Origin of the sequence: Halomonas sp. ND22Bw (assembly GCF_003011945.1) — a bacterium.
GTDB lineage: Bacteria > Pseudomonadota > Gammaproteobacteria > Pseudomonadales > Halomonadaceae > Halomonas > Halomonas halophila.
In genome coordinates this window covers 59598-82908 of the sequence record NZ_PXWD01000005.1, presented here as the reverse complement: position 1 = coordinate 82908, position 23311 = coordinate 59598, and the positions used below count along the sequence as shown (strand labels likewise).

General features: G+C 70.2%; 19 protein-coding genes. 4 read left to right on the top strand and 15 right to left on the bottom strand.

What is annotated here, in order from left to right; translation table 11 throughout:
* Positions 1–56 precede the first annotated feature (56 nt).
* The 5 genes from siaD to CVH10_RS08460 form a co-directional block, all read right to left on the bottom strand.
* Positions 57–851 carry a biofilm regulation diguanylate cyclase SiaD gene (siaD, locus tag CVH10_RS08480; RefSeq protein ID WP_035597273.1) on the bottom strand — a complete coding sequence of 265 codons (795 nt, stop codon included), beginning with the start codon at positions 849–851 and terminating at the stop codon, positions 57–59.
* The gene (siaC, locus tag CVH10_RS08475; RefSeq protein WP_106488364.1) at positions 848–1237 is read right to left on the bottom strand and encodes a biofilm regulation phosphoprotein SiaC; all 390 of its coding nucleotides are present in this window, start codon (positions 1235–1237) and stop codon (positions 848–850) included. The genes siaD and siaC overlap by 4 nt, the downstream gene beginning before the upstream one ends.
* Before the next feature lie 13 nt (positions 1238–1250).
* Positions 1251–1784, bottom strand: coding sequence for a biofilm regulation protein kinase SiaB (gene siaB, locus CVH10_RS08470; protein ID WP_035597267.1), 534 nt, complete (start codon positions 1782–1784; stop codon positions 1251–1253).
* A 12-nt stretch (positions 1785–1796) separates the two neighbouring features.
* On the bottom strand, positions 1797–3842 hold the full coding sequence (siaA, locus tag CVH10_RS08465) for a biofilm regulation protein phosphatase SiaA (RefSeq protein WP_106488363.1): 2046 nt from the start codon (positions 3840–3842) through the stop codon (positions 1797–1799).
* A 198-nt stretch (positions 3843–4040) separates the two neighbouring features.
* A complete protein-coding gene (locus CVH10_RS08460) occupies positions 4041–5909 on the bottom strand; it encodes a cellulose binding domain-containing protein (RefSeq protein ID WP_106488362.1) in 1869 nt (622 codons plus the stop codon).
* Between the two features lie 262 nt (positions 5910–6171).
* Between CVH10_RS08460 and CVH10_RS08455 the strand changes: the two genes are divergently transcribed.
* Both CVH10_RS08455 and CVH10_RS08450 read left to right on the top strand, forming a co-directional pair.
* Positions 6172–7923: a type I secretion system permease/ATPase gene (locus CVH10_RS08455; RefSeq protein ID WP_369335755.1), complete on the top strand. Its 1752-nt coding sequence runs from the start codon at positions 6172–6174 to the stop codon at positions 7921–7923.
* A complete protein-coding gene (locus CVH10_RS08450; protein WP_106488360.1) occupies positions 7907–9220 on the top strand; it encodes an HlyD family type I secretion periplasmic adaptor subunit in 1314 nt (437 codons plus the stop codon). Before CVH10_RS08455 ends, CVH10_RS08450 begins: the two co-directional genes overlap by 17 nt.
* Positions 9221–9245: 25 nt before the next feature.
* On the opposite strand, the gene CVH10_RS08445 is transcribed toward CVH10_RS08450, so the two are convergent.
* From CVH10_RS08445 to CVH10_RS08435, 3 genes are all read right to left on the bottom strand, one after another.
* Complete coding sequence (locus CVH10_RS08445) at positions 9246–10238, bottom strand: lysylphosphatidylglycerol synthase transmembrane domain-containing protein (protein WP_106488359.1); 993 nt, start codon at positions 10236–10238, stop codon at positions 9246–9248.
* Positions 10231–11349 carry a glycosyltransferase family 1 protein gene (locus tag CVH10_RS08440; RefSeq protein WP_106488358.1) on the bottom strand — a complete coding sequence of 373 codons (1119 nt, stop codon included), beginning with the start codon at positions 11347–11349 and terminating at the stop codon, positions 10231–10233. The genes CVH10_RS08445 and CVH10_RS08440 overlap by 8 nt, the downstream gene beginning before the upstream one ends.
* A 185-nt stretch (positions 11350–11534) precedes the next feature.
* Entirely contained in the window at positions 11535–13475 is a 1941-nt protein-coding gene (locus CVH10_RS08435) for an exoribonuclease II (RefSeq protein ID WP_035597254.1), read from the bottom strand.
* 165 nt (positions 13476–13640) lie between these two features.
* Between CVH10_RS08435 and CVH10_RS08430 the strand changes: the two genes are divergently transcribed.
* Together CVH10_RS08430 and CVH10_RS08425 are read left to right on the top strand one after the other, a co-directional pair.
* Positions 13641–14438, top strand: coding sequence for a Cof-type HAD-IIB family hydrolase (locus tag CVH10_RS08430; RefSeq protein ID WP_035597250.1), 798 nt, complete (start codon positions 13641–13643; stop codon positions 14436–14438).
* 107 nt (positions 14439–14545) lie between these two features.
* Positions 14546–15727, top strand: coding sequence for an AGE family epimerase/isomerase (locus CVH10_RS08425; protein ID WP_106488357.1), 1182 nt, complete (start codon positions 14546–14548; stop codon positions 15725–15727).
* A 50-nt stretch (positions 15728–15777) separates the two neighbouring features.
* Here CVH10_RS08425 and CVH10_RS08420 read toward each other — a convergent pair whose 3' ends face one another.
* The 7 genes from CVH10_RS08420 to CVH10_RS08390 form a co-directional block, all read right to left on the bottom strand.
* Positions 15778–16221 carry a universal stress protein gene (locus CVH10_RS08420; protein ID WP_035597244.1) on the bottom strand — a complete coding sequence of 148 codons (444 nt, stop codon included), beginning with the start codon at positions 16219–16221 and terminating at the stop codon, positions 15778–15780.
* A gap of 79 nt (positions 16222–16300) precedes the next feature.
* Complete coding sequence (locus tag CVH10_RS08415; protein ID WP_035597241.1) at positions 16301–16741, bottom strand: universal stress protein; 441 nt, start codon at positions 16739–16741, stop codon at positions 16301–16303.
* 77 nt (positions 16742–16818) lie between these two features.
* A complete protein-coding gene (locus CVH10_RS08410) occupies positions 16819–17883 on the bottom strand; it encodes a TIGR01620 family protein (RefSeq protein ID WP_106488356.1) in 1065 nt (354 codons plus the stop codon).
* Positions 17880–19256, bottom strand: a complete 1377-nt coding sequence (locus CVH10_RS08405; protein WP_035595208.1) for a YcjX family protein — start codon at positions 19254–19256, stop codon at positions 17880–17882. Before CVH10_RS08405 ends, CVH10_RS08410 begins: the two co-directional genes overlap by 4 nt.
* A gap of 22 nt (positions 19257–19278) precedes the next feature.
* A complete protein-coding gene (locus CVH10_RS08400; RefSeq protein WP_106488355.1) occupies positions 19279–20457 on the bottom strand; it encodes an MFS transporter in 1179 nt (392 codons plus the stop codon).
* The gene (locus CVH10_RS08395) at positions 20448–21497 is read right to left on the bottom strand and encodes a GlxA family transcriptional regulator (protein WP_106488354.1); all 1050 of its coding nucleotides are present in this window, start codon (positions 21495–21497) and stop codon (positions 20448–20450) included. The genes CVH10_RS08400 and CVH10_RS08395 overlap by 10 nt, the downstream gene beginning before the upstream one ends.
* A gap of 157 nt (positions 21498–21654) precedes the next feature.
* Positions 21655–23247 carry a solute:sodium symporter family transporter gene (locus CVH10_RS08390; RefSeq protein WP_106488353.1) on the bottom strand — a complete coding sequence of 531 codons (1593 nt, stop codon included), beginning with the start codon at positions 23245–23247 and terminating at the stop codon, positions 21655–21657.
* Between the last annotated feature and the right edge of the window lie 64 nt (positions 23248–23311).

The window sequence follows — 23311 nt, the reverse complement described above, 5'->3', positions numbered from 1 at the left end:
GGGCACCCTTCGGGGTGCCCTTTTTCGTGGTCGCGGCGGATGACTGGGCGAGGGGCTCAGCTCGCTCGGCGGGTGCGGTCGCGCCCCTCGCCCTTGGCGCTCAGCAGCGCCTGGTCGGCGCGGCGGATGGTGTCCTGGTAGGCTTCGGTGGGGCGGTGCTCGGCGACGCCGATGCTGGCGGTCACGGTGGTGGGGCGGTGCGCGTCGTCCAGTGCCAGGTCGAGATGGCGGAGCCGGTCGCCGAGCCGGACGAGCAGCGATTCGGCCTGGTCGAGGCGGGTGTCCGGCATTACCACGAGGAACTCCTCGCCGCCCCAGCGGCCGCAGAGATCGTCACCGCGCAGCGTGTTCGTCAGTGCGCCGGCCAGGGCGACCAGCGCCCGGTCGCCGGCCGCATGACCATAGCGGTCGTTGATGCCCTTGAAATGATCGATGTCGATTATCGCCAGGCTCAGGGGACGGCCATGCCGGATGGCGCGCGAGACCAGCGTCACCAGCTGCTCGTCGAGACGGCGGCGGTTGAAAAGTCCGGTCAGCGGGTCCAGCCCAGAGGCGTCCTCGAGCTCCTGGTTGCGCTCGAGCAGGAAGTCCTGAAAGCGGTCGGCGATGCGAGACAGCTTGCGCTGTCGCCGCTGTTGTCGCTCCAGCTGCTGGCGGGTCGCGTGCAGGTCCTCCTGGGCGCCCTGCTGAAAGCCGTCGGCGATGGCGATCATTCGCTCCAGCCGCTCGCGTTGCGCCAGATGGTGGTGATAGAGGCGTCGTAGCGCCTCGTGCAGCGGGTGGTCGCCATGGGCCTCGTCCTGCAGCAGCGCCGCCACCTCGGCGAGCAGCGCTTCGTCCCGGGCGCTCACGTGCTCACCTCGAGCGGGCAGATGGCGAAGGGATAGCTGCAGTCCTCCTTGAACTCCTCGGCCAGCTCGGCGATGCGCTCGTTGCGCGGGTCGTAGCGCCATTCGACGCCGACCTCGCGGCCGCCTTCGTGGGCCTCCTCGAGCAGGTCGAAGATGTCCATCATCGCCTTGACCGAGCTGGTGTTGAGGTAGACGAGCTGCAGGTCCAGCCTCAGGGGGCGTGCTTCCTGCCCCAGGAACGCCTCGACCCAGGTGATGACCTGGTCGAAGAGATCGAAGGAATTCTCCGGATAGGAATCGCCCTGCATCGTGAGCCGGCCGGCCTGCCAGTCGCTCTGGATGGCGGGAGTGGAGGCGCTGCCGGGGAGAGTCAGATCTTGGCTCATGGGGAAAGACCGTTCAAATGGTGGCTGTCAGGCTGAGAAAGCTGCGGCCGGCGGACAGCGGCTGCAGCGAGGCCTCGAGGGGGCGCGATGACTTGCGGGCCATGTCGATCAGTCCCAGGCCGGCACCGCTCGGCGCGGCCTCGTCGCGGGGGCGGCGCAGCTGCTGCTTGTAGGCACGCTTGAGCTCGACGGCATCGAGCCCGGCCAGGCTCTCCACGGCTTCGACCAGGCGCTGGCCGTCGGCGTCTTCCACCAGGTTGCCGGCGGAGACCAGATAGTGGCCATCCTCGTCACGGGCCACGGCGACCGTGGCCGTGGCGTCCTCTTCGCCGTAGCCCCGCTCGCGGGCGTAGTGGCGGATGTTCTGGGTCATCTCGATGTAGACGGCGAAGACGTCCATGGCCGAGGAGGGGGCGGCGGACTGGCTGTTCAGGTAGTTGCGCAGCGCATGGCCGATCTCCTCGATCAGGCTGCGCGAGATCGGGCCGTTGAAGCACAGCATGATGCGCTGCTGAAGGTAGGTGTCGCGCAGGGTCAGCAGATCCATGACGTCTCCGGGTCAGGTGGGCGAGGGCGAGGCGTGAGCGAGCGCGCCGTCATCGGGTGGCGTGTCGAAGCGGAAGCATAGCAGGGTGATGTCGTCGCGCTGGGCGTGATCGCCTCGGTAGGCGTCCAGCTCCGCCTCGAAGGCGGCGATCTGGTCATCCAGCGTGGCGTCGGCATGGCGCTTGAGCATGGCCTCGAAGCGGCGGTTGCCGAACCCGAAGCCGTGTTCGCCGCCGGCCTGATCGAGGAAGCCATCGGAACACAGCGAGTAGGTCCAGCCCCGGCGCAGCGGCATGATGTGGTTCTCGTGCACCATGGTGCGCTTCTGGCCCAGGGCGCGCTTGCCGCCGGGATGTACCTCGAGATGCGCGCCGTCGCTGGCGTAGAGCGACATCTTGGCGCCGGCGAAGGTCAGGCGCCCGGCGTCGCGCTCGACCCACACCAGGCCCATGTCCATGTTGGTGGCGATCGAGGCCGGCAGGCTCTCGCGCTGCAGGGTGGCGCGGTTCTGGCGGTCGGTCTCGTTGAGAATGGCCGCCGGGTCGTCGGCGCCGACCTTGAGGATGGCGTGGTCGACGATGGCCCGGGCCAGCATGGTCATCAGCGAGCCGGGGACGCCGTGGCCGGCGCAGTCGATGACGCCCATCAGGTAGCCGGCCTCGGTGGCGCGGAAGACGTAGATGTCGCCGCCGACCTGATCCCGCGGGCGCCACAGCACGGCCTGATGGCCGGCCAGGTGAGTCTCCAGCTGATGACGGGGAAGGATGGCCCGCTGGATGATACTGGCGTACTCGAGGGAGGCGTCGATCTGGCGCTGGGCGGCGGCCATCTCGGCGTTGGTGGCCTCGAGATCCCGGGTGCGGTGCCGGACCGTGGCCTCGAGCTCCTGGGTGTGGCGCTCCACCTGTCCGGCCATGTGGGCGAAGGCCCGCGACAGCTCGCCGATCTCGTCGCCGCGTTCGGTGGGCAGGTGGCTGGCGTAGTCGCCGTCGGCGATGGCCTGGGCGGAATGCTGCAGGCGGCGCAACGGGCCGAGGATCAGTCGCTCGATGCCGTAGGCCACACCGGCCATCAGCAGGGTCAGCACCAGTACCAGGGCACCCAGCAGCGCCCAGAACCAGCGGCCTTCGAACACCGGCGCGCTTTCCAGATCGAGAGCCGAAACGAACAGCCATTGCAGCTCGGGAAGGTAGCCCAGTGTCAGGGTGCGGGGCTGACCCTCGAGGTTGAGGTCGAGCTGCTGCACCGTGCCGGGGCGGCGCCGTGCCTCGAGCATGGCATCCTCCAGCCGCTGGCGCTGGGCCGCGTCGTCGACCAGCATCTGAAGGCGCGGCACGTCGCCATCGAGCCGGCGCTGGGTGGCGGAGTTCAGGGCCAGCCGATCGCGGTCCGGGTGCGCCTGTATGGCGCCACGGTCGTCGACGATCATCGGCGTCAGGCCGGGGGCCCTGTCGCGCAGGAAGTCGTCGAGGAAGCGGCTCAGGTCGAGCCCGCCGCCGGCCATGCCCAGTGCCCGGTCGCCGTCGCGTATCGCCACGTTCAGCCACACCTTGGCCAGCCCCAGCTTGCCATCGACGTTGACGTTGATGTTGTAGCTGGCGTTGCTGGCGATGCTATCGAAGTACCAGGCGTCTTCCGGATCGTCGGGCGACAGCCGATAGCGAGGCTGGCGGCTCTCGGGCGCCTCGGCGTCGTTGTAGTAGTAGTCGCCGCTGTCATGGTCGACCACGAAGTAGGCGTCACCGCTGAACTGATCGCGAAAGCCCTCGGCCTCGCGGAAGAAGCGATCGCGCCGCTCGACGTCGTCCGTCGCATCCAGCCACTCCCGGGTGACCACCGAGTCGGCGAAGCGGCGCGCCAGGGCCAGCTCACGGGAGACCGGGGCGAGAATCTCCTGCATGTGCAGCAGGGTGTACTGTTCGGCGTAGCGGGTGGCGAAGTGGCGACGCGCCTCATCGACGGCCTGCCAGCCGATCAGCAGCGCCGGTATCAGCGCCAGCAGGCAGGCCAGCAGCAGCGTGAGGGTGGACTGGCCACGCAGTCCCCAGCGTTGGGCCATTGATGGTGTTCCTTGCGCAATTCCGCCCGGAGGTCCGGAGGACGGCGTTGTAATGATTTGTGACTACTATGCCATATCCTGACGGGCAAGAAACTTGGTACGGCGAAGAGATGATCAAGCGCACTCGGCATCAGGCAGGGAATCCGTTGGATTCCCTGCGTGCGGGGGGCGGAATAGAGAGAGGAATGCGAGGCGGTACTAGCCGGCCACTTCCTCCACGCTGGTGTTGCCCAGGCCGAGTACCTGAACCTCGAGGGACTGCCCCGATCCGGTCTCGGCGCTCATCTCGGCGGGCAGCTCGTCATCGCCGTAGGCCTTGAAGCTGAAGCGCCAGGCGTCCCCCGGGGACAGGGTGTTGGCGTTGTTGTCCTGCACCCGATAGCCGCCGTCGGCTTCACCGACGACGCCGTTCCACAGGGTGTCGAGATTGGCGGGCAGGTCGAAACCGACCTGTGGATCGACGATGTCGTCATCGGAGACGTTCTCGACGAAGACCTCGGCCACGTAGCCCGAGGACCACTGGCTGGTGACGTTGCCGGTCACCAGCAGCTCGGCGTCGTCCTCCAGGATGGCGGGCCTGATTCCGTCGCCGTCGAGGATCTCCCCGGGCTCAGGCGCGTCGATGGCCTCGCCGCGGAACAGGTTGCCCGATGCCGTGTGCAGGGTGATGCCATCGCCGAAGACCGCGAACTCCATGTCGGTGAGGGTATCCTCGCTGCCCTTGCCGGTGATGATCACGCCGTCATCGGACATCGCGATCTCGTGATCGTCGATGCCGCCGGTATAGCGCGCGGTGTCGACGCCTTCGCCGCCGTCCAGGCGATCGTCGCCGTCGTACCAGTCGTCGCCCGGCCCACCCTGGAGCAGGTCGTTGCCGCTGCCGCCTCGGAGGTGGTCATGGCCCAGGCCACCGTTCAGGTAGACGCCGTCGTCTGAGCCCTGCACCTCGTCCGCGCGTCGCGAGCCGATCAGGTAGTCGAAGACGACCTCGTTGGCGTCGGGATCGGTCGGCGCACCGAAGCTCTCGCCGTCCTCGTTGACGTAGAGCGCCGGTGACAGCGCGTCCGCCTCGGGATCGCGGATCGATTGCCGCACGTGGACGCTGTTGTCGTGATCCCGGCCGCCGTGGAAGTTCACATCGCGGTCGGTTGAAGCGATCTCGACCTCGTTGCCGGCCGACGAGCGCCAGGAGGCGAACAGCAGGCCGTGGCGCATGCCGCTGTCCTCCAGCCCGGTGAAGACGCCGTCGTAGCTCTCGTGCAGCTCGTAGGCATAGCCGTTGCCGCCGCTGCCCTTGTTGAAGGCGCCATGGGCCTCGAGATCCTCGGCTCTGGTGTCCAGGGCACGGGAAAAACGAAAGGCGGTGGAGGGCCCCTCGATGACCTGAATGTCGTCGAGCCGGGCGTTCACCGTGCCTTCGAGATGTACGGCGTGATAGCCGCTCAGATCGTCCCGGGCGTTCTCGAAGTGCGACGGGTCGGCCTCGCCCAGCTCGAAGTGCAGGCTGAAGCCTTCCAGGGTGACGTCATCGACGCTCTCCAGGCGTTCCACCTGGGTGTCTCCCGCCGCAAAATCGAATCGCACGCCCCGGTCAAGCGTGACCTGATCGCCGTCGATATCGGTGATCCTGGCCATGCTGGTTCGCAGCTCGGCGTACTCGACCTTGCGCCAGGAGCTATCGCCGATGTCATCGAAGAAGGCGTCGTCGTTGTCCTGCCAGATGCGAATGGTATCGCCGATGGAAAGGTCGGAACTGTCATTCAGCGTCAGCCGTCGATCGCCGCTGTCGGCATCCGACGACAGGGTGCCGATGTCGGTGTTCTCGCTGCCGTCCAGGTGAATTGCCTGGTCGTCATCCCGTGACAGTGCCTCGTCGGTGAAGGTCAGGCGCGTCTCGCCGGATCCTGCACCGATCAGGGAGATATCGGAGCGTTCGATGGTAATCGAATCATCGAAGCGAAATTCACCGGCGGAAAGCTGGAAGGTCGTGCCCGAATCGGCTTCCCGTATCAGGCTCTCGAGCTCCTCGGCGGAGGTCGAAGTGTCTACCTCGATTGTCGAACTCATTTATTGAATTCCCTTGTCATGAGGTGGCGAAGATTTAGGGTATTAATACCCTGAGTTATCGATAGGTTTTTATCTAAATTCCTAAATTTCTCTGTCGTCATTTTGAGACGAATTCCATGGGTTGAAGTGAGGGTTTGATGACGGTTATTTTTCGGTTTCCGGCGCTGCATAGGCGCCATTTTTAGTGTTGTATAAGCAAAAAATAGCGTCAATATAGCGGCCGATAAGTGAGGTCGGAGCATGGCATGGGAGAGCCACTGAGGTGTTGAGCGGGCGAGGGAAGGGCCGGAAGGATGCCGAGACGCCGCTGGAGAGAGCGCGCCAGGCGTGCCGTGGGTCGTTGCTGTGGGTGGCGGGTTTCAGCCTGTGTCTCAACGTGCTGTTGCTGACGCCCGCGCTGTACATGCTGCAGGTGTACGACCGTGTGATCACCTCGGGCAGCGAAGCGACCCTGCTGATGCTGACGCTGCTGGCGGTCTTCCTGTTCGTGGTGATCGGCGGGCTGGAGTGGGTGCGAGCGGGCGTGCTGGTGCGCCTCGCCAATCGCCTCGACGAGCGGGTCGTCGAACCCCTGCACGCGGCGATGTTCCGCCGCGGTCTGCGTCAGGCGGGCGGGCAGGGGGCCGGGCCGCTGGACGATCTCGCCAGCCTGCGTCAGGGGCTGGCGGGAGGTGCGCTGCTGGCCTTCTTCGATGTGCTCTGGGTGCCGGTCTATCTGGCCCTGCTGTTCCTGTTCGATCCCTGGTTCGGTGTCTTCGCCGCCGTGGCCGGCCTGTCGCTGCTGGCGCTGGTGGTCACCAGCGAAAAGGCCACCCGTGGCTGGCTGGAGGGGGCCGAGCAGGAGATGGCGGCCTCCCGTCAGCGGGCGGCGGAGAACCTGCGCAACGCCGAGGCCCTCGAGGCCATGGGCATGCTGTCGAGCATCGCCGGGCGCTGGCTGTCGCATCATCGCCGCGGGCTGTGGCAGCAGTCGAGGGCCAGCGACCGGGCGGCCATGTTGTCGAGCCTCACCCGAGCGCTGCGGCTGCTGCTGCAGTCGATGATCCTGGGGCTCGGTGCCTGGCTGGTGCTCGAGGAGCGCATCAGCGCCGGCATGATGATCGCCGGTTCCATCCTGCTGGGCCGCGTGCTGTCGCCGGTCGATCAGCTGGTCGGCAGCTGGCGCAGCGTCGTCGCGGCCCGGGCCGCCTATCGTCGTCTCGAGGCGATCTTCCGCGAGGCGCCACCGCCCGCGCCACCCATGTCGCTGCCGGCTCCGCGCGGACGGCTGACGCTGGAGGGCGTGACCGCCGGGCCGCCGGGCGGTCGACGGCCCATCCTGGCCGGCATCGATCTCGATATCGCCCCGGGGCAGCAGGTCGGCATCATCGGCCCCAGCGCTGCCGGCAAGTCGACCCTGGCGCGACTGGTGCTGGGCGTATGGCCGGCCAATGACGGGTGCGTGCGGCTGGACGGCGCCGATATCGCGCGCTGGGATCGTGGAGCCCTGGGGCCACACCTCGGCTACCTGCCCCAGGACGTCGAACTGTTTGCCGGCACCATCGCGGAGAACATCGCCCGCTTCGCCGAGGTCGATGGCGAGCGGGTGATCGCGGCGGCGCGCCGCGCCGGGGTGCACGACATGATCCTGCGGCTGCCCGAGGGCTACGATACCTGGCTGGAGCCGGGCGGTGGCCTGCTCTCCGCCGGCCAGCGCCAGCGCATCGGCCTGGCGCGGGCGCTGTATGGCGATCCGGTGCTGGTGGTGCTCGACGAGCCGAATGCCAACCTGGACCATCGCGGCGAACAGGCCCTGGCCGAGGCCATGGAGGCCCTGCGGCGGGACGGCGTGACCCTGCTGGTGATCAGCCATCGCAGTGGCGTGCTGAAGCGGGTCGACCGACTGCTGGTGCTGGACGACGGCCGGGTGTCGCTGTTCGGCCCGCGGGATCGAGTGCTGGAGCGAATGGCGACCCGGCGACAGGGACGCCGCGAAGCGACCGGTCAGGGAGGTGCCCATGCAGCCGACTCATGATGATCCTCGGCCGCCGGTCGACGACCGCCGCCATCGTCTCGTGGGGCTGGCGCTGGTGCTGGTCTGCGTGCTCGGCTTCGGCGGCTGGGCGGTCTCGGCCGAGCTGGCCGTGTCGGTGATCGCCCCGGGCCGGGTCGAGGTGGCCTCGTTCAAGAAGACGGTGCAGCACCTCGAGGGCGGCATCGTGCGACGCATCGCGGTCGATGAGGGCGATCGCGTCGAGGAGGGACAGACGCTGCTGGTCCTCGACCCGACCCAGGTCGAGTCGCGGCTGCAGATCGCGCGCTCGCAGTTCCTGATCAATCGTGCCGCCGAGACTCGGCTGATGGCCGAGCAGGCCGGCGATGAGCGCCTGACGTTTCCCGACGAGCTGGCCGACGCCGACTCGCCGCGCATCGCGCAGCTCGAGGCGGTGCAGCGCGGGCTCTTCCTGTCGCGGCGCGAGGCGCTGGAGGGAGCGCTGGCGTCGCTGGAGGAGCAGAGCGAGCAGCTGCGCCAGCGCATCGAGGGCCGCGAGGCGATGATCCGGGTCAGCCGTGAGCAGCTCGCCTCATTGCGCGAAGATGCCGAGGCCTATCGCTCGCTGTTCAAGGACGGGCTGGGCGACAATCGCCGGCTGAGGGAGCTGGAGCGCGAGGTGCTGCAGTACCAGGGCGAGATCGAACAGCATCGCACCGAAATCGCGCGGCTGAGGTCGCAGATCAGCGAGAACGACCTGAAGAAGCGGGTGCGCGTCGAGGAGTTTCGTCAGGAGGTGGGCGAGCGCCTGCGCGAGACCCGGCGCCAGATCGCCGATGCCGAGGAGCGCATGACCGCGCTGCGCGACCAGCGGCGCCGCACCGTCGTCGAGGCCCCGGCCGCGGGCACCGTGGTCGGCCTGGCGGTGCATACCCGTGGCGCGGTGATCGAGCCCGGCACCACGCTGCTGGAGATCGTCCCCGGCGGCGGGGATTTCGTGGTCGAGGCCCGGGTTGACGACCGTGACATCGACAGCGTCTATCCCGGCCAGTCGGCGGAGATCCGCTTCAGCGCCTTCAACCGTCGCCGTTCGAAACTCCTTGACGGCACGGTACAGCGGGTGTCTGCCGACAGCTTCACCGACGAGCGCAGCGGTCAGCGCTACTACGAGGTGCGGGTCCGGGTCAGCGAGGCGGAGCGTCAGTCGATGCCCGATGCGATGCGGCTGCAGGCGGGCATGCCCGCCGAGGTGCGGCTGCAGACCGCCAGTCGCACCTTCGCCAGCTACCTGGCCAAGCCGGTGTCCGACATGCTGGCGCGGGCCATGCGGGCCGACTGAGCCGGCCCGGTCCAGCATGACCCGTTCAGCCCGCCCGGTCGCCATCGGTCGTGCCGCGGCCTCGAGGCCGGCCGACCATGGCCAGGAACACCGGGGCACCGGCCAGCAGGTAGCAGTGGAAGGTGACGAAGCGCCAGATCACGATGGCGGCCCCGGCGGTGGCCTGGCCGACCAGCGGGATCAGCAGCATGCCGGTGCCGAGCTCGGCGGCGCCGGTGCCGCCGGGCAGCAGGCTCAGCTGGCCGGCCGCCATCGACAGCATCTGCACCAGGAAGGCCCAGCTCCAGGCCACGTCGGCGCCCAGGCCGGCTAGCGCCAGGTAGAGCAGGCTGTAGCGCGTCAGCCAGTGGGCGGCGCAGCTGGCCATGGCCAGCATCAGCACCGGGCGGGGCAGGGCCAGGGTGGCGACCAGCGCCTGGCGAAAGCCAAGCAGCCGCCGGGCCAGGCGAGGGCGCCGCTTGCGTGCTGCTCCTCGACGGCGCAGCAGTGCCGGCAGATGCCGGATCAGCATTGCGCCCGTCGCCAGCACCAGCAGCAGGGCGACGATGGCGGCGACCGGCAGCCACTGATGGGGCCAGGGCACGGCCGTGGCCAGCGACACCAGCACCAGGGTGGTCAGCGCGGACAGGAAGAACAGCAGGTCGCAGCACTGGTCGACCATGAACACCGCCGAGGCCCGGGAGGGGCGCAGCCCGCGTCGGGCCAGCAGCGCGAGCAGGGTCGGCAGCCCGCCGCTGCCGCCCGGGGTGGCGCAGATGGCGAACTCGGTGGCCATCACCATCCCCAGGGCGCCGCGCTGGCCGAGCGGGCCGGCACGGCCCGCCAGCAGCAGCCTCAGGCGCAGGGCGTTGAGGTTCCAGCACAGCACCACCAGCGCCAGCATCCCCGCCAGCCTGCCCGGCGGAAAGTCGCCCAGCGCCGTCAGCGCGTCGCGGCCGCCGATCATCAGCGGCACCGCCAGGGCCAGCACCAGTGCCGCGGCCAGCCACCCGCCGTAGTGTCGGCGACGCTCAGCCATGTTGCAGGCGCTGGGCCATGCGGTCGCCGGGTGCGAGGGTGACGTAGTAGCCGAGCAGGTCGTCGATCACCCGGTTCCAGTGGAAGCGACGCTCCACCTGACGGCGGGCGTGCCGGCCGCCGGCGGCGACATCGTGGTCGAACAGGGCCTCGACCGCCTCGGCCATGGCGCCGTCATCGTGGGGCCTGCACAGGAGCCCGCCGCCCAGCGGCACGTTCTCGATCAGCGCCCCGGCCCGGGCGGCGACCACCGGCAGGCCGCAGGCCATGGCCTCCAGCGCCACCAGGCCGAAGGTCTCGCGGGTGCCGGCGTGCAGCATGGCGTCGGCGCTGGCCAGCGCCCGGGCCACCTCGCGGCGGTCGCAGTAGCGCGAGATGACGGTCACGTTGTCGGGCACCCGGGTCGGCATCCCCGGGCCCATCAGCAGCAGGTGATAGGGCCGCCCGAGGCGCCGCAGGGTGCGCAGCAGCACGTCGACGTTCTTCTCCCGCGAGTAGCGCCCGGCGAACACCAGCAGCCGGGTATCGGCGGGCAGCCCCAGCGAGGCCCGCCAGGCCGGATCGGCGCGCTCGGGGTGGAAGGTGGTGAGGTCGACGCCCAGCGGCTGCACGCGCACGTCCGCCACGCCCCAGTCCGTCAGCCGCTCGGCCATGGCCCGGCAGGGCGCCATCACGCCGTCGAAGCGGCCGTAGAGATCGCGCACGTAGCGCTCCAGGCGCCGGCGCACCGCGCCGCCGAAGCGATCGCCCATCAGCCGCGGCAGGTCGGAGTGGTAGAAGCCGACCACCGGCACGCCGAGGCGCTGGCCGGCCTCCAGCGCGGCCCAGGGCGTGACGAAGGGGTCGCCGGCCTCGATCAGGTCGGGGGCGAGCTCCAGCAGCCGCTCGCGCCAGGGGGCGCGACGCAGCGGGAAGCGGTAGCCTTGTCCCAGCGGCAGGCGCATCGCCGGCAGGGTATGGCAGTCGTCGAGGGCGTCGCGTTCGGCGCCGGGCACGAGCAGGCTCGAGCGCAGGCCGGGGATCTCGGCGATCCGGCGGTGCTTGGCCTGGAGATAGGTGCGCACGCCGCCGCTCGAGGGGGCGTGGAACATGGTGACGTCGGCGATATGCAAAGGGTCCCTCCCGCGCGGGCCGATGGTTCCACCATCACGTTACGTGGGCTTTGAGACAGTTCGACGACATGGGATTCGAGGAAAAGTGTCTGCGCTCTTCGACTTTTCGTATGTATGGAGATGAATGTGAAACGGCGGCCCGAGGGCCGCCGTTGTGCGTGCGAGGGATCGCGCGGGGAGGGCGCTTACTCGGCCGGGCGGCCGACCAGCGAGCGGGTCTCCTCGCGGGCCTCGGTCAGGGCCACGCGGATCACGTCGCCGAGCTTGTAGCGCTCGACGCCTTCGATCTGGATGCGGCCGTCCTTGTCGTCGATCGCCACCTTGTCGCGGTCGCTGTGCATCAGCGGGGCCGGGATGAAGGCGGTGGCGCCGTTGGCGGTCAGGCGCACGCGCATGCCGCCGCGGTTGATGGCGATGATCTCGGCCTCGAAGCTCTCGTTGGCCTCGGCGGACGGCGTCAGGTAGCGCACGTAGAGCCAGTCCTTGACGTCGCGCTCGGCCAGACGGTTGAGGCGGCGGCGCTCGGTGAGCTGCTCGGTGAGTGCCTGGCTGGCCTCGGCCGGGGCCTGCTCGCCCTTGAGCACGCGCTTGATCAGGCGGTGGTTGACCATGTCGCCGTACTTGCGGATCGGCGAGGTCCAGGTGGCGTAGGCGTCGAGGCCCAGGCCGAAGTGCGGGCCGGGCTGGGCGGACATGTTGGTGAAGCCCTGGAAGCGGCGCAGGCGCGCGTCCAGCCAGGCGTCCTCGCGACCCTCGAGCTCGCGCTTGAGCTCCTTGTAGCGGGGCAGTTCGGTGAGCGCCTCGAGCTCGACCTGGATCTCCTGGCCGGCCAGGAATTCCTGGGCCGCCTCGGCCTTGTCGGCCTCGAAGGCGCGATGGACGTTGAAGATGCCGTGGCCCACGTGCTGGCTCAGCAGGTCGGCGCAGCAGGCGTTGGCCGCGATCATCGATTCCTCGATCATGCGGTTGGCGATGCGGCGCTCCTCGGTGCGGATGCCCAGCACGTTGCCGGCCTCGTCGAGGTCGAACACGTAGTCCGGACGGTCCTTGAACACCAGGGCGTGCTTGGCGCGCCAGTCGGCGCGGGCCTCGGTCAGCTCGCGCAGCGCCTCGAGCTGCTCGCCGATGGCCTCGGACGGCGCCCAGTCGCCCTGGCCCTCGAGCCAGTCGGAGACGTTGTCGTAGACCAGCTTGGCGTGAGAGCGCGCGGTGGCGGCGAAGAAACGGTACTCGCCCAGGCTGCCGTCGGCCTCGATGTTTAGCGCGCAGGCCAGCACCGGGCGGTCGCGGTCTTCCCACAGCGAGCACAGGTCGTCGGCCAGCGCCTCGGGCAGCATGGTGACGTTCTGGCCCGGCAGGTAGACGGTGAAGGCGCGGGTGCGGGCCTCCAGGTCGGCGGCGTGGCCTTCCTCGACGTAGGCGGTCGGGTCGGCGATGGCCACGTTCAGGGTCCAGCCGCCGCCCTCGCGCCGCTCGACGCGCAGGGCGTCGTCCATGTCGCGGGTCTTCTCGCCGTCGATGGTGAAGAACGGCTCGGCGGTCAGGTCCTCGCGCTCGAGGCCCTCGTCGCGCAGCGGCCAGTCGTCGCCGGCGTCCGGGCATTCCTGCTCGAGGGCGTGGCGCGCCAGGGTCACCCGCCAGGGCACCGCCGGGTTGTCGGTCTTGGCCACCAGCTCATCGATCTGGGTAAAGAAGCCGCGGTCCTCGGGCTTGAGCGGGTGACGCACCAGGCGCACCACGACCCAGTCGCCTTCGCCGAGGCTCGCCTCGTCGAGGCTGCGCTTGACCCGGGCCTTCAGCGGGGTGTTCATCGACGGGTGATCGGGGATCACCGACAGGCGCCCGTCGCGCTTCTTCACGCGGGCGATGAAGCGTTCCATGCCGCTCTCGATCAGGGTGTCCGGCTCCACGGACTTCTTCTCGCCCTCCTCGTGGAGGATGGCCTCGACACGGTCGCCGTGGAGCACCTGCTTCATGGCGGGGGGCGGCACGAAGTAGGACTCGCCGTCGTCGGTCTCGAGGAAACCGAAGCCGCGGTCGGTGGCCTTGATGACCCCTTCGACACGGGGCGTGTTGTCGCGGATCTGTTGCTTGAGCTGAGCAAGCGCCGAGTTGTTCTGCAGCATGGTCACGATCGATTGGCGGGATAGGAGGGCCACTATACGGATTCCGCCAGCCGGCGCCAATCGGGCGGCGAGCAATCGTCGCCGGGGGTGTGGCGAGGCCGGATGAGCCCGCGGCGCGGAGCCGATAGAATGGGCGCACACTCTTTGCAGCGGAGGGCGCCGCCCATGTCGGCCCATCTCATCGTCAGCGACCTCGACGGCACCCTGCTCGGCGCGGACCACGCCCTGGCGGACGATACCGTGGCCACCCTGCGCGCCCTGGCGGCGCGCGGCCACCACATCGCCCTGGCCTCGGGGCGCCACTATCGCGACATCCTGGCGTTTCGCGACCGCCTGGGGGTGGACGCCCACATCATCAGCACCAACGGCGCCTACACCCACGCGCCCGACGACAGCCTGCTCGAGGCGCGCCATGTGCCGGCCGAGCTGGCCCGGGAGCTGATTGACCTGCCTCGCCCCGACGCCGTGCGCCTGAATCTCTATCATGACGACGAGTGGGTGATCGACGCCGAGGCGCCGACGCTGCTGGCACTGCATGCCCACACCGGCTTCGGCTACCGAGTGGTGGCGCCGGAGCGGCTGGCCGCCGAGGGCGTCGGCAAGGTGCTCTACATCGGCGAGCCCGGGCACCTGGCCGAGCTCGAGGGCGAGGTGCGTCGCCGCGCCGGCGAGCGGCTGCACGTGACCTATTCGATGGGCAACTCGCTGGAGATCATGGCCGAGGGCGTCAACAAGGGCACCGCGCTGACGGCGCTGCTCGGCCGGCTCGATCTCCCCGTCGAGCGCTGCCTGGCGTTCGGCGACAACCTCAACGACACCGAGATGCTGGCGCTGGCCGGCGAGGCCCACATCATGGCCAACGGCCATCCCGAGCTGGACGCGCGCCTGCCCGGGGCGCGCCGCATCGGCCATCACGACGAGGCGGCCGTGGCGCGCCACCTGGCCGAGCGCTTCGCCCTCTAGGCGGGGGCAGGAGAACGAACGAGAGAGACAGGGCGTTGCCACCATGGTGGTATCGCCCGCCTCGCGCCGGGCGGCCATCCTTGAGGAACACGTCGTCGGGAGGCGCCATGAACGTCCACGATCCGGCCTTTCTCGAGGCCCAGGTCCGCCGCACCATGGCCTTCTACCATCCCCGCGCCATCGATCCACACGGCGGCTTCTACCACTACCTGCTCGATGACGGCGCCATCCTCGATCACGACCACCGCCACCTGGTCTCCAGCGCCCGCTATGTGGTGACCTATGCCCGCCACGCCCGTCACGGCGGCGGCGACGAATACCGCCACTGGGCGCGCCATGGGCTCGCCTACCTGGAGAAGGCGCACTTCCAGACGGCGACCCAGGGCTATGCCTGGACGCTGGACAGCGGGATCGTGGAGGACGACACCCAGCACTGCTACGGACTGGTCTGCGTGCTGCTGGCCTATGCCGAGGCGCTGCGGGCCGGCATCGACGAGGCCCGGCACGGTCTCGAGGCCGCCCACCGGCTGCTGCAGCGGCGCTTCTGGGAGTCGCGCTGGCAGCGCTTCGCCGACGAGGCCGGCCGTCACTGGCGGCTGTCGCCCTATCGCGGCCAGAGCGCCAACCTGCACGGCTGCGAGGCCCTGCTGGCCGCCTTCGAGGCGACGCGAGCGAGCGGCTATCTCGACCAGGCGCTGGCCATCGCCCGGGCCGTCACGCTGGCCGGCTGCGACCATCGGGACGGCTGGATCTGGGAGCATTACGACGCCTGCTGGCGGCCCGACTGGGACTATCATCGCGGCGAGCCCGCTCACCTGTTCCGTCCCTGGGGCTATCAGGTCGGTCACCAGGCCGAGTGGGCCAAGCTGCTGGTGATGCTGGAGCGTCACCGCCCCGAGCCCTGGCTGCTGCCCACCGCCGAGCGGCTGTTCCTGTCCAGCGTGGCGGCGGGCTGGGATCGCACCCACGGCGGACTGGTCGCCGGCCTCGATCCGGTAGGACGGCTCAGCGACGGCGACAAGTATGACTGGGTGCAGGCCGAGAGCCTGGCGGCCGCGGCGCTGCTGGGCATGCGCACCGGACGGGCGGTCTACTGGCGCTGGTACGAGCGGCTGTGGGACTACAGCTGGCGCCACCTGATCGACCATCGCCACGGCGGCTGGTATCGCGTCTTGACGCCGGACAACCGGCGCTACTCGGACCTCAAGAGCCCGCCGGGCAAGGTCGACTATCACGCTATGGGGGCCTGCCACGCCGTGATCGAGGCCCTGGCACGGCGAGTGGGTTAGCAGTGAGTGCCCGGCCGGCTTGCCGGAACGCCTTCCCGGTCTGCTTTTGTCTAATGCACGGTGACCACGCTGCACTCCGCGGCATGGCTGACCTTGTGCGACACGCTGCCGGTGAACAGGCCGCGCAGGTCGCTGAGGCCGCGGCTGCCCATCAGGATGGCGTCGACGTCGCGGGCATCGGCCAGCTCGAGAATGGTGCGGGTGGGGTCACCGAAGCGCAGTTCGGGCTCGACGTGGCGGACGCCCCGGTCGCGGGCCTCCTCCGCGGCCGTGTCGAGCAGCTGCCGGGCGCGGCGTTCGCGTTCGTCCCGGGAGTCGGCTGCGGCCTCGCTGCCCACGCCCCACATCATCGGCGGGTCGTGGGGCGCGGCTTCGGGCACATGGAGCAGCAGCAGGCAGGCGTCCTGGCGGTCTGCCAGCAGCTGGCAGGCCAGGGAGAGCGCCTTGCGGGCGTGGGGCGAGCCGTCGACGGGCACCAGGATCGTTCGAAACATGGCCAGCACCTCCGGGACTGAGAATACCGCCCCTTCAGCCTAGTCGTCCGGCCGCCGGATGGCCCGTTGCCGGCCTGGGTCAGTGGACGGTGATCACCCGGCAGTCGGCGCCGTGGCTGACCTTGTGCGACACGCTGCCCACCACCAGGCCCTTGAGGTCGCCGAGGCCGCGGCTGCCCATGACGATGGTATCGACGCCGTGCTCTTCGGCGGCGGCCAGGATCTTCTGGCTGGGGTCGCCGCGGGTCAGCACCGGCTTGACCTGTTCGACGCCCAGGGTCCTGGCCTCCTCGGTGGCGTGGTCGAGCAGGGCCTGGCCGACCTCGTCGCGCTTCTCCAGGGTCGATTCCATCGGCACCGCGCCGATGCCCCAGACCAGCAGCGGTTCGTGGGGCAGCGCCTCGGGAATGTGCAGCAGGATCAGCTGGCCGTCTTCCTGGCGAGCCAGCTTGCAGGCCACGCACAGGGCGACACGCGAATGCTCTGAGCCGTCGATGGGCACGAGGATGGTGTGGAACATGGGGTCTCTCTCCTTGGCATGGCCGGGGGCATACCCTACAGCCTAGACCGCCTCGAGCCGCTATGCGGTGATCCCGGTCAGGTCCTGCTGTGCTCCTCGTGGCGTTCCAGGCGCCGCATCCGGCTCCACAGCTCGCGGCGCAGGTCGGCGACGCGGGGCCGTTCGGCCTCGTCGAAGGCCAGCGGGCGGGTCAGCCGCTGGGCACGCAGCCCCAGGCGAGCCCCCAGCAGACCCACCGCCATGCCCTGGCCGGCCCGCGCCGAGAGGCGTCCGGCCAGGTTCAGCGACAGCCATTCCATGCCGGCCTCGCTGGCCAGCTCGCTGGCGCCGGCGAAGGCCATGTCGCGCAGCACCTGGCGAAACAGCCGCAGGCGCGCCGCATAGCCGAGCTCCAGGCCGTAGAGTCGGCACAGCCGGTCGATCAGTGACAGGTGCCGCCAGGCCACCAGTGCCATGTCGACCAGGGTCAGCGGGCTCAGCGCCACCATCACCGCGGTCTCGCCGCTCATCCGCGAGATCAGCCGCCGCGCCTCGCGGTCCCGCGGGGCCAGCAGGTGATGGGCCAGCAGCGCCTGGGTCTCGCGCCCGTCGTGGTGGGGCTCGTGGGCGGCGAGGAAGGCCTGCCAGTGGGGATGGTCCTCGTCCAGGCCCAGCTGGCGGCGCAGCTGGTCGGCGGTGGAGTGCGCCTGGCGGCTGGAGGCCTCCGGCAGCGCGCCGAGCGTCTCGCGCAGCCGCTCGTGGCGGCGCAGGCGCCGCAGTCGCCACAGCTCCCGGGCCAGGGCGCCGCCGCCGAGGCCGATGGCGCCGAGGCCCAGCAGCCCCCAGCCGAGGCCCAGCCAGTCGCCCTCGGCCAGCGCCGCAGGCATCGACAGCGCGAGTTCGCCGGCGCCCAGGCCGAGCCCTGCGACCAGCAGCCCGAGCAGGCCCCAGCGGCGGCGCTTCGGCGGCGCCAGGCCGGCGGTGACGGCGGCCTCGCTCTCGCCGGGCGGGGCGTCCGGCTCCGCCGGCGTCGGTGGATGGTGGGCCTGCGTCGGATCGAACAGATGCTCCGGGGCCGGCGTCTCGGGTGCCTCCGGGGCGGGTTCGGTCTCCAGCGTGAAGCGTCGGCCGGGGCGCGGGTCGGATTCGCGGGGCGCGGTCATGTCAGCTTGTCTCCGATCAGCCATTCCAGGGCGGCATCCAGGCGAATGTGCGGCAGGGCGCCGCCGGCGCGTGGCTGGGGGCGAAAGGCGGTGAAGGTGAAGCCCTGACGGCGCCAGAAGCCGGCGTCGGGCAGCGTTGTCGGCACCTCGCCGGGGAACAGCAGCGTGTCCTCGCCCTCGAGGGTGGTGCCGCGCAGGACCGGCTGGCGCTGGCCGCGGTGGTCGACCTCGCGGGCCTCGGTGGCGCGGATCGCGGCCAGGCTCAGGGCGCGCACCGGCACGTCGGCGAAGCGCAGGTCCTTGAGCGGCTCGGCCAGCAGCGCCTGCAGCAGCCCGGTGAGGCGCGGATGCTGCTCGGGGGTCACGTGGTCGGCCTTGGTGGCGGCGATGGCCAGGCGGTCGATGCGCGGGGCGAACAGCCGTGAGAGCAGGCTGCGTCGGCCGTAGTCGAAGCTCTGCATCAGCCGCGTCAGCGCCCGCGACAGGTCCTCGAAGCGCTCGGGGCCGGCGTTCAGCGCGCCCAGCACGTCGACCAGCACGATCTGGCGGTCGAAGCGCCGGAAGTGATCGCGGTAGAACGGCTTGACGATGTGCTGCTGGTAGTGGCGAAAGCGCCGCGCCAGGGTGGCGTAGAGGCTCTCGGGCGGCAGCTGCGCCAGCACGGCCGGATCGGCCTTGTCGAGCCCCGGCAGGGGAAAGAACTGCAGCACCGGGGCGCCTTCGAGCTCGCCGGGCAGCAGGAATCGGCCCGGCTGCAGGTCCGAGAAGCCGGCCTCGCGGGCGGCCCGCAGGCCCTCGGCGTAGCGTTCGGCGATCTCGGCCAGGCGCGCCTCGTCGACCTCCTGGGCCGGGTCCAGGTCCGCCACCTCGCGCTGCCAGCCGGCAAACAGCGCGGCGCGCTCGCCGTCGAAGCGCTGGGCCCGGCACCAGCTGGCGAAGTCGTGTTCCAGCAGCGGCAGGTCGAGCAGCCATTCGCCGGGATAGTCGAACAGGTCCAGCGTCAGCTGGCGGGTGTCGCCGCCGATCCAGCCGGGGCGGCTCGGGCGGTAGCGGATCGACAGGCGCAGCTCGCTGATGCCGCGGGTCGGCGCCGGCCACTGCGGCGGGTCGGCGTCGAGGGCGGCGAGTGCCCGGTCGAAGGGGAAACGCGGCACGCCGAGATCCTGCTGCTCGACCCGGCGGGCGCCCAGCAGGCGGCCTTCCCGGGCCGCGGGCAGCAGGTCCAGGCGGGCCTCGAGCCCGGCGTGGCGGAGCTGGTCGATCAGCGAGGTCAGAAAGGCGGTCTTGCCCGCCCGCGACAGGCCGGTGACCGCCAGGCGCAGCTGGCGGTCGCGGCCACGCTCGAGCAGGTCGCGTGTCAGGTTTCGGGGCATGGGGTGTCGCTCGGCATCCGTGTCAGCCCCTAATCTGCGGGCGGCGACGCCGGAAGGCAAGGCGACGGGCGCCAAGCAGTGCCAGCGGCAGCAGGCACAGCGGGATCAGCAGCAGGTTGAGGCTCGACCACCCCAGCCACGTCACCATCGGGCCGGCCAGCAGCGCGGTGATCGCCACGGTGGAGAACACCAGGAACTCGTTGGCGGCCTGGGTGCGGGCCTTCTCGGCCGGGGAGTGGGCCTCGGTGAGCAGCCCGGTGGCGGGCAGGAAGGCGAAGTTCCAGCCCAGGCCGAGCAGCACCAGTCCGGCGTGGAAGCCGGCGAGGCCCGCGTCGAACTGGGCGATCAGGGCGCTGGCCGCGAGCAGCAGGCAGCCGGCGGCGATCATCCGCGGGGCGCCGAAGCGGGCGCTCAGCCGTCCGGTGACGAAGGAGGGCAGGAACATCGCCACCACGTGCCATTGAATGGTGGTGGCCACGTGATCGAAGCCGTGGCCGACCTCGGCCATGGCCAGCGGCGTGGCGGTCATGGCCAGGTTCATCACCCCGTAGCCGACCATGGCGCTGACCACTGCCAGCAGGAACACCGGCTGGCGGACGATCTCGGCCAGCCGGCGCGGCTCGCCCTCGGCGTCATCGCGGCCGGGCTCGGGCAGGCGCACGCCGGCCAGCAGCGCCAGGGCCAGCAGATAGAGGGCGCCGAGGCCGAGGAAGCTGCCCAGGTAGGGCACCTCGGCCAGGGCGTGGCTGTGGCGGGCCAGCCAGGGGCCGAAGAAGGCCGCCAGCACGCCGCCGCCCATCACCAGGCCGATGGCCCGGTCGCGGCCGCCCTCGGGGGCCGCCTCCACCGCGGCGAAGCGATACAGCTGGCCGAAGCCGATGCCGATGCCGATCAGCCAGGTGGCGAGCAGGAACGGGCCGAACGCCTGGGCCTGGAGAGCGGCCACGGCCAGCCCGGTGCCGGCAAGCCCCAGCAGGTGGCCGAGCACGAAGCCGCGACGCCGGCCCAGGCGCGCCATGATCAGCGAGGCGGGAATGGTGGCGCACATCAGGCCCAGCCACTGGGTCGCCACCGGGGCGGTGGACCAGGTCGGTGAGGGCGCCAGCTGGGCGCCGATCAGCGGCGACACGGCGATCAGCAGGATGTTGCCGCTGACCAGCAGGGCCTGGCACAGCGAGAGCAGCGTGACGGTCAGGGGCATGCGGTGGGCTCCTCGAGGGGGAAGGTGCGGGCGCCGAAGCGCTCATGATAGACCGACGGCGGGACGCCGTAGCGGCGATGGAACAGGCGGCGCAGCTGTTCGGCGCCGCCCAGCCGCCACCGGGCGGCGAGGCGATCGAGCGGCGGGGCGGGATGGCTGTCGATCAGCTCTCGGCGGGCGCCCTCCAGGCGCAGCTGCGTCAGGTAGGCCCCGGGCGAGGTATCGAGGTGGCGCCGGAACAGCCGCGACAGATGGCGCGGGGTGACCGCCATCCGTGCCGCCATGCGCTCCAGGCGATGATCCCCGGCCGGGTCGGCGTGCAGGGCGTCGAGCAGTTCGCGCAGCGGGCCGCTGGTGCGTCGCTGGTGCGCGAGCGCTTCGCTGAACTGGGACTGGCCGCCCGGGCGATGCAGGAACATCACCAGCTCACGGGCGACGCGGCCGGCCAGCGCGCCGCCGTGGTCGGCCTCGACCAGCGACAGGGCCAGGTCGATGCCGGCGGTCACCCCGGCGCTGGTGTAGCGGCCGCGGTCGGCGACGTAGAGCGCATCCGGCTCGACGCGCAGCGTCGGGTAGGCCTGCGCCAGGGCCTCTGCGTGGCGCCAGTGGGTGGTGGCCCGGCGGCCGTCGAGCAGGCCAGCCCGGGCCAGCAGGAAGGCGCCGGTGCAGATGGCACCCAGGCGCCGGACGCGCGGGGCCATCTCGCGCAGCCCCTCGAGATGGTGCCCGGCCTTGCACTCGGCGAAGACGCCGCTGCCGCCGGCCACCAGCAGGGTATCCGGCGCGCCGCGGGCCGCCAGGCCCGCCCAGTCGAGGTCGGCCACCATGGCCAGGCCTCCGTTGGTGCGAAGCGGGCCCGGCGCGCGGGCGGCCAGTGCCAGGTCGTAGAGCCGCCGGCCGGCGCAGTCGTTGGCGCTGGCGAAGACCTGCCAGGGGCCGCTGACGTCCAGCGCCTGGCAGTCGGGATAGGCGAGCAACGCCACGCGGCGCGGTGAAGCGCCGAGCAACGTTCCGTGGCGCGGCGAGGAAGCTTCGGACATCGGCGGGCTCCATGACGGGACGATGTCTGCAGTCTGGCGGCCGGTGGCGGTGTCCACAACGACCCGTTTCCCACCGATCAGGACATGGCGTGGCTCGAAACGACGACGCCCCGCACGGGGCGGGGCGTCGTCATGGGGCGGGGAAACCGGCGTGGCGTCAGGCGAAGGCCGCGTAGATGGCGATCACCAGCACCACCAGCGCGATGCCGGCGGGCACGGCGCCTTTCCACGGGGTCAGGTCGACGGCGCCGCTGTCCTCTTGGATCCAGGCCTCGGCCCGCGGGCGCAGCTTGCCGATCACCAGCATCGCCACCACCAGCAGCACGAAGACCGAGGCGACGAAGTGGAACTCGTGCATCACCTGCGGCAGCTGGTTGAAGGGCGGGATGAAGTAGCCGGCGAAGATCAGCAGGCAGCCGCCGACCAGGGAGATCTTGGCCGCCATGGCCGGCACGCGCTTGGTCAGCAGGCCGACCAGCACCACCGCCAGCAGCGGGATGAAGTAGATGGCGTTCATCTTCTGCAGGTAGCCGAACAGGCTGTCCTGGCCGGCCAGCAGCGGCGCGATGGTCATGGCGATCAGCGCCATGATCCAGCCGAAGGTCTTGCTGGCGCGCACCACCTGTTCCTCGCTGGCGTCCTTGTTGAGCACGCCCTTGTAGAAGCCGAGGCTGAACAGGGTGGTAGTGGAGTTCAGCGCCGAGTTGAACGACGACAGGATGGCGCCGACCATCACCGCGGCGAAGAAGCCGCTGAGGTAGGGCGGCAGCACGTTGAACACCAGGTGGCCGTAGGCCTCGTCGGCCTGGACGCCCTGATCGGCGTACAGCTGATAGGCGATGATGCCGGGCAGCACCAGGTACAGCGGGCCGAGCAGCTTGAACAGGCCGGTCAGCAGCACGCCCTTCTGACCCTCGGCCAGGTTCTTGGCGGCGAAGGTACGCTGGATGATCTGCTGGTTGGTGGTCCAGTAGAAGACGTTGATCAGGAACACGCCGGTGAACAGGGTGGCGAAGGGCACCTGCTGATCCTCGCGGCCCATGGAGTTCAGACGCTCGGGCTGGGATTCCTTGAGGATCTCCCAGCCGGCCAGCACGCCGTTGCCGTCACTGACGGTCTGCAGGCCGAAGTAGACGATCACGAAACCGCCGATCAGCAGGCCGATGCCGTTCAGGGTGTCGGACACCGCGACGGTGCGCAGGCCGCCGAACAACGCATAGACGGCGCCGATCAGGCCCACCAGCCACACGGTCAGCCACAGCAGGGTGGTGTCGGACTCGATGCCGGTCAGGCCGTGGAGGTCGAGCATGCCCTGCAGGCCCATGGCGCCGGAATAGAGGATGATCGGCAGCAGGATCACCGCATAGGCGAGCAGGAAGATCACGTTGGCGATGCGCTGGGTGCCCTTGTCGAAGCGGATCTCCAGCAGCTGGGGCACGGTGGCGATACCGCTTTTCAGGAAGCGCGGCAGGAAGAACAGCGCCAGCAGCACCAGGGCGATGACCGCGACCACTTCCCAGGCCATCACGCTGAGGCCGTCGGCGAAGGCGGCGCCGTTGAGGCCGACCATCTGTTCGGTCGACAGGTTCGTCATCAGCAGCGAGCCGGCGATCAGCGGGAAGGTCAGGCTGCGCCCGGCCAGGAACAGGCCGTTGGTGCTGGCGTGGTCGTCGCGGCGGGTGATCCGCCAGGTGACGAAGGCGACCAATCCTGTAAAGAACAGGAAGGAAGCGAGGGTGAGGGCGTGCATATCGGAAAAATCCTTAACGTCTGGCGCTCATTGGCGTGCTCGCCGCCGAGGGAAGAGATTTTGT